Origin of the sequence: Kordia aestuariivivens, from assembly GCF_014397005.1 — a bacterium.
GTDB lineage: Bacteria > Bacteroidota > Bacteroidia > Flavobacteriales > Flavobacteriaceae > Kordia > Kordia aestuariivivens.
Window position 1 is genome coordinate 24,712 of the sequence record NZ_JACGWS010000016.1, and the last position, 6,171, is coordinate 30,882.

Here is a 6,171-nt window from a genome sequence, read left to right on the forward strand (position 1 = left end):
ACTTTTTATTTAAAAAATGCTTTAATTTTTGGATCTTTTGAGGCGGATAATTCTTGAAATGTTCCAACGGCGTAATCTATTCCATCAATCAATAATATCATTTGATCGGCAATAACTCTTGCACAATCAATATCATGTGTAATAATTAATGAAGAGGTTCCATATTTTTGTTGGACTTCTTGCATGAGCATGATGATTTCTTTTGCCGTAATCGGATCTAAACCGCTGGTAGGTTCATCATACAAAATAATTTTTGGCTTTAAAATGAGCGTGCGCGCTAAAGCAATTCGCCGTTTCATACCGCCAGATAATTCAGAAGGCATTAAATCTTGTGTATTTGCCAATCCAACATTTTCTAAGGCTTCCGCCACCAATTCGTTAATATCTGTATCTAAACTATTCTTTTGTTTATGCCGTCGCAGCGGAAATTCTAAATTTTCTCGTACCGTCATAGAATCATATAAGGCACTTCCTTGAAATAGAAATCCAATATCAGCACGTAAAATATCTAGCGCTTCTTGATCGAGTTTGGTAATATCATTTTTCATCACAGAAATAGAGCCGCTATCAGCTTCTAGCAAACCCACCAAACATTTAATCATCACTGATTTCCCTGAACCCGATTTTCCCATGATGACCAAGTTTTCACCTTGATGCAATTGCATGTTGAACCCGTTCAATACATGATTGTCTCCAAAACTTTTACGTAAGTCTTTAATTTCAAGGACAATCTCTTGATTTGGTATGTTTTTTTTATCCATCATAAATCATAAAAAATATCCGTTACAAATACCGCTATAAAATCAATTATAAATAATAATAATGAGGTGAAAACCACGGCAGAATTTGCCGCCTTTCCAACACCTGCAGTTCCTTTTTTACAATAGTATCCTTTAAAACTTCCGACAAGTCCAATTGCTAATCCAAAAAAGATGGATTTTATTGTAGCGGGAACAATATCACCAAATTCTAAAGAGTTAAAAACCTGCGTAAAGTAGAGCGTAAACGATACATCTCCTTTTACACTTTCAACCAAATACGAGCCAAATAATGCAATAGCATCACCAAAGAAAACAAGTAATGGTAACATGAGTGTTACAGCCAAAACTCGCGTTGCAACTAAGTATTTAAAAGGATTTGTGCCAGAAACTTCCATTGCGTCAATTTGTTCCGTAACGCGCATAGAACCTAATTCGGCGCCAATTCCTGAACCAATTCTTCCTGCACAAACTAGCGCCGTAATGATAGGTCCAATTTCTCTAACAATAGAAATTCCTACCATTGATGGCATCCAAGAAACCGCACCAAATTCTTGTAAAGTTGGACGTGTTTGTAAGGTGAGCACCAAACCAATGATAAACCCTGTAATTGCGACTAAGAATAAGGAACGATTTCCCATGTAATAGCACTGTCGTAACAGTTCTTTTAACTCAAAAGGACGCTTGAATACTTCTTTGAAAAACCGTGCAGTGAAATATGATAATTCGCCTATTTCAATTAAAAAGGATTTGAATTGCGTTTTTATGTTGTGTATACCTGACATAGATACCAAATATATAGGAATAGCCGGATGCATAAAATGATAAAAATCATGAAAGTAAGCTGATAATTATCATTTCAAGAATGTATAAGATGTGATACTTTTAGTTTAGAATTAAAAAGTGAATCCCAAATACAGCAATAATGTTCAAACTGCCTCTTAAAATAGTAATGGTACTTATCATTTTACTAATAATTATACGATTTTGTTGCCCAAGAGATGAAGGTGTTGAAATGTCTTTGCGACTTGATACTTTTAATAATGAATCAGATTCTATTGAGTTGCAGCGTGTTGAAATTCATCAAGATATTTTGGTCGAAAATTACTTTCAGTATGTCGATTCTATTGTTTGTAAATACGATTCGTTGACAAATTATCCATTGACAGAACATCTTTTAGTGCGCGCAAATTCATGGATTATTGATACACTTCAACATACAGATTATTATCTAATGAAAGCGCGCGATTCTTTTGTGTACAACCAGAAGAAAATGATTGCCTTACGCAAAGGTGCATTTATAAATATTCCAGATTCTATTGCTGCTGATCAACTGTTATATGCATTCCAACAAACAAAAATAGACATTAATATTCCTGAGTTTACACTTCGTATTTATGAAGATTCTGTGCAACTGTATAAGTTTCTGGTTAGAGTAGGGAGGAATGAAAAAAAATACCTTGAAATGTCGGGCAGAATTCAAGATTTAAAAACTAAAACAGGCGAAGGAACGATTGTGAGGCATGTTCGCAATCCGCGATATGTCAATCCTGTAAACAATCATGAATATTTTGTGACTAGGCGAGATGATCAAGAAGTTACCAAATTACCACAAATTCCATTTATAGAAACTGAGTTAAACGGCGTGCGTCATGGACAATTGATTCATCCAACCACAAATCCGGTTACGTTAGGAAAAGCCTATTCTAATGGATGTATTGGGACAAATGAAGCTGATGCATGGATTCTTTATTATTACGCGCCAATTGGGACTAAAATAAAGATTCGATACGATTTGAACGTGCAAAATGAAAAAGGCGAACAGATTGTTTTAAAAGATATTTATCAGTAAAATTTAAAAACGAACATAAACTCAAAAAAGGTAGTTTTGTATTACTATTACTACCTTTTGGTTCATCTGAAATAATGTTAAATTTATGGGTGTTGATAGAATTACGGTTTTACCGTAATCATTCGGATACAATACCTTCTTTCGACATCTGTAAATAATTTGAAAGGAATATAATTACTATACTTGTATTTGAAAAAATGATGCATTGATTCAAATTTCTTTAATTTGAATTTCAATAATCAAACACCAAAATTAATTTCCCCCCCAAAGATTACTGTAAAGAGCAACTCCTGTGACTGAGGAAAGCGAAGCTTTGTCTTAAAATGAACTTATAGCTATGAAATTTAAATTAGGCTGGTACGTATTATATGTTAAATCTCGTTGGGAGAAAAAAGTACATGATTCTTTAGAAGAAATTTCTATTGAGCCTTTCTTACCTAAAATAAAAACCATACAACAGTGGAGTGATCGAAAGAAAACTATTCTTAAACCATTGTTTCCTTCGTATGTTTTTGTCAATATAAAATCATCTTTAGACTTTCACAAAGCACTATCTGTCGATGGAGCATGTTGCTACATCCGATTTGGAAAGGAATATGCCCGCGTGTTGGAAAAAGAAATTGATCAAGTGAAACTATTAGTGAATAGTAAAGAAATTGACGGGATAGAATTAAAACCTCAACTTCCAAAAATTGGAGAAATTAAAAAAATTACGCAAGGACCATTAAATGGATTAAATTGCGAGATTATTAGAGCGGATAATTACAATAAAATAATTGTGAGAATAAGTTCTTTACGTCAAAATATAATAGCAACAATACCACTAAATTCCTTTAAAAAAGCGGTGTAATCATACAATCTTATATATTCATAAAAAAATAATAACCTACTTGCTAAAATTTAAGGAAAATAATATACGATACATTAAAATATCTATTCAAAATTAAACAGATACTATAGTTTATTCTTATTCTTTAATTTATTGTGAGAAGATTCATAAAAAAATAACAAATAAAAGTACATTTTTCTCCTTATTTTTTATAATTTAAAAACCTGAAATTACTCAATTTAAAAGACCCAAAAAATGTTAAAAAACTATATAAAAATTGCTTGGAGAACTTTATTCAAGAACAAGTACTTTGCTTTAATCAATATGACAGGATTAGGTATTGGTATTGCTGCGTGTTTGTTTATTGTGCAATACGTGTTTTTTGAGTCTGATTTTGATACATTTCACAAAGAGTCTGATTTAATTTATCGTGTAACGCATAGTCGTCAAGAGAATAATGTATTAGTTGAAAACTCAGCAATGAACTTCTCAGCGATTGGTCCTACGATAAAACAAGATATTCCAGAAGTTGAAGTTGCAACGAGTCTAGAAAAACAGGATTGCATCATATCTGCTGAAAACTCATACGGAGATATAATATCCTATAAAGAAAATGAAGTATATTTTGTAGATGAAAACTTTTTAGATGTCTTTACATTTCCTATTATAAGTGGAGTAAAAGAAGCTTTAAAACAGCCAAATTCTATCATGCTAACTCAAAGCTTAGCGCGAAAGCTTTTTGGAGAAGAAGATCCAGTTGGGAAAACAATGAAAATTGTAAACTTTAACCAAGGAGTAAATTTAGAATTAGTTATTCGTGCAATACTTGAAGATGTTCCTGAAAATTCGCATTTAAAATTCACTTGTTTAGTAACCACGGTAGACAAACCTAATTCATGGCGTTTTATTGATAAATATGCGTATGTAAAATTTTTTCCAGGAACAAAAGTGAAAAATGCAACTTCAAAATTGCCTGCGTATGTAAACAAGTATCTTGGAAACAATTCTGATGGTGTTACTAACATTCAATTAGCATTTCAACCAGTAGAAACGATACATTTATATTCAGATCTTACCAAAGAAATCTCTGTAAACGGAAATGGTAAATTTGTATGGTTTATGTTGTTAATCGCAGCCTTAATCTTAATCATTGCATATGTAAACTACATTAACCTCTCTACCATTAAATCAATGGACAGAGCAAAAGAAGTAGGCTTACGAAGAACATTTGGTTCTCAAAAAGGCGCATTGATAATGCAGTTCTTCTTTGAATCTTTAATATTAAGTTTCATAGGAATCTTCATCGCAATCATACTAGTATTAATCTTTAGAACTGGTTTTGAGGGACTCACGGGAGTCACCGTGACAACTTTCTTCTGGACAGATTATAAAATATGGCTGCCATTACTAGCGTTGCTTATCTTAGGAAGTTTTCTTTCTAGTTTATATCCAGCATATCTATTATCTTCTTACAATCCTGTTCAAATTCTCAAGGGGAAATTGCCAATAGGAAGTTCTGGTACTTTTGTGAGAAAATGTTTAGTAGTTTTTCAATTCATTATCTCTATCTCTTTAATCATAGGAACCTTTACCATATACAAGCAGCTCGAATACATGCAGAAAAAGGATATAGGAATCAATATGGAGAGAAATATTGTAGTTCCTGCACCGTCAAATAATTTTGAATCACAAATGGGCGGACGTAACTTTTATCAAAAAATGCAGTCGTTTAGAGCAAACCTTTTGGAATATCCAGACATAGAAGGTGTAGCATCTGCTTCCGCAATACCAGGAATTGATCTTAACTGGAGGCGACCATACAAAAGAAAAAATGCAATCAATAAAAATAGCCTATACGCAACGTTCTCTATAAGTCCAGAATTTATAGATCAATTTGAAATAGGAACTGTGGCTGGGAAAGTATTCAATAGTAGCATGATGTCTATCAATGAAATGCCAACAGGAAATACGCCAATCTTAATCAATGAAGCTGGTGTAAACGCATTTGGATTTGAAAGTGCTGAAAAAGCCATTGGAGAATTTATAACAGATACAAACGGATCTGGAATGGAGTTTGAATATGAAATCATCGGTGTTATCAAAAACTTCAACCAAAAATCATTAAAAGAAACACTCACACCAATCGTATTCAGATTGGAAGATGGTTCTAGTATAGAATATTATACCATCAAAGTTGCTTCACAAAATGTTTCATCGTCCATAGCACGAATAGAAGAGTCATTCAAACAAAACTTCCCTGTAAGTCCTTTTGAATATTTCTTCTTAGAAGAATTTTTTAACGAGCAATACAAAGTCGATCAGCAATTTGGAAAAATATTTACCGTATTTGCTGGTTTGGCAATATTCATCACCTGTTTAGGTCTTTTTGGATTAACACTATTCACAAGTTTCCAAAGAGCTAAAGAAATTGCAATTCGAAAAGTATTAGGCGCATCCGTATTTAGCTTACTAACACTATTGATCAAAGATTTCGTTAAACTTATCATATTAGCAAGTGCTATTGCTTGGGTTGTCTCCTGGTGGGGATTAGAGCAATGGCTTCAAGGATATTCTACCAGAATAGGAATTAACTTCTTCTTCTTTGCCTTTGCTACCATCATTGTCCTCGTAATTGCATTCATAATTATTGGTGCACAATCTTGGAAAATCAATAAAAATGATCCTTTAATTGCGATAAAGCAAGAATAGTAATTACTATCATATTATACCTT

5 protein-coding genes are annotated in these 6,171 nt (G+C 32.8%); 3 read left to right on the forward strand and 2 right to left on the reverse strand.

What is annotated here, in order from left to right; translation table 11 throughout:
* Positions 1-5: 5 nt before the first annotated feature.
* The gene (locus H2O64_RS20490; protein ID WP_187564107.1) at positions 6-764 is read right to left on the reverse strand and encodes an ABC transporter ATP-binding protein; all 759 of its coding nucleotides are present in this window, start codon (positions 762-764) and stop codon (positions 6-8) included.
* Positions 761-1,543, reverse strand: a complete 783-nt coding sequence (locus H2O64_RS20495) for an MlaE family ABC transporter permease (RefSeq protein WP_187564108.1) — start codon at positions 1,541-1,543, stop codon at positions 761-763. Before H2O64_RS20495 ends, H2O64_RS20490 begins: the two co-directional genes overlap by 4 nt.
* Before the next feature lie 167 nt (positions 1,544-1,710).
* On the opposite strand from H2O64_RS20495, the gene H2O64_RS20500 reads away from it, so the two are divergent.
* From H2O64_RS20500 to H2O64_RS20510, 3 genes are all read left to right on the forward strand, one after another.
* Positions 1,711-2,610, forward strand: a complete 900-nt coding sequence (locus H2O64_RS20500) for a L,D-transpeptidase (RefSeq protein WP_235982973.1) — start codon at positions 1,711-1,713, stop codon at positions 2,608-2,610.
* 337 nt (positions 2,611-2,947) lie between these two features.
* On the forward strand, positions 2,948-3,460 hold the full coding sequence (locus H2O64_RS20505) for a UpxY family transcription antiterminator (RefSeq protein ID WP_187564110.1): 513 nt from the start codon (positions 2,948-2,950) through the stop codon (positions 3,458-3,460).
* 234 nt (positions 3,461-3,694) lie between these two features.
* Entirely contained in the window at positions 3,695-6,148 is a 2,454-nt protein-coding gene (locus tag H2O64_RS20510; protein WP_187564111.1) for an ABC transporter permease, read from the forward strand.
* Positions 6,149-6,171 lie beyond the last annotated feature (23 nt).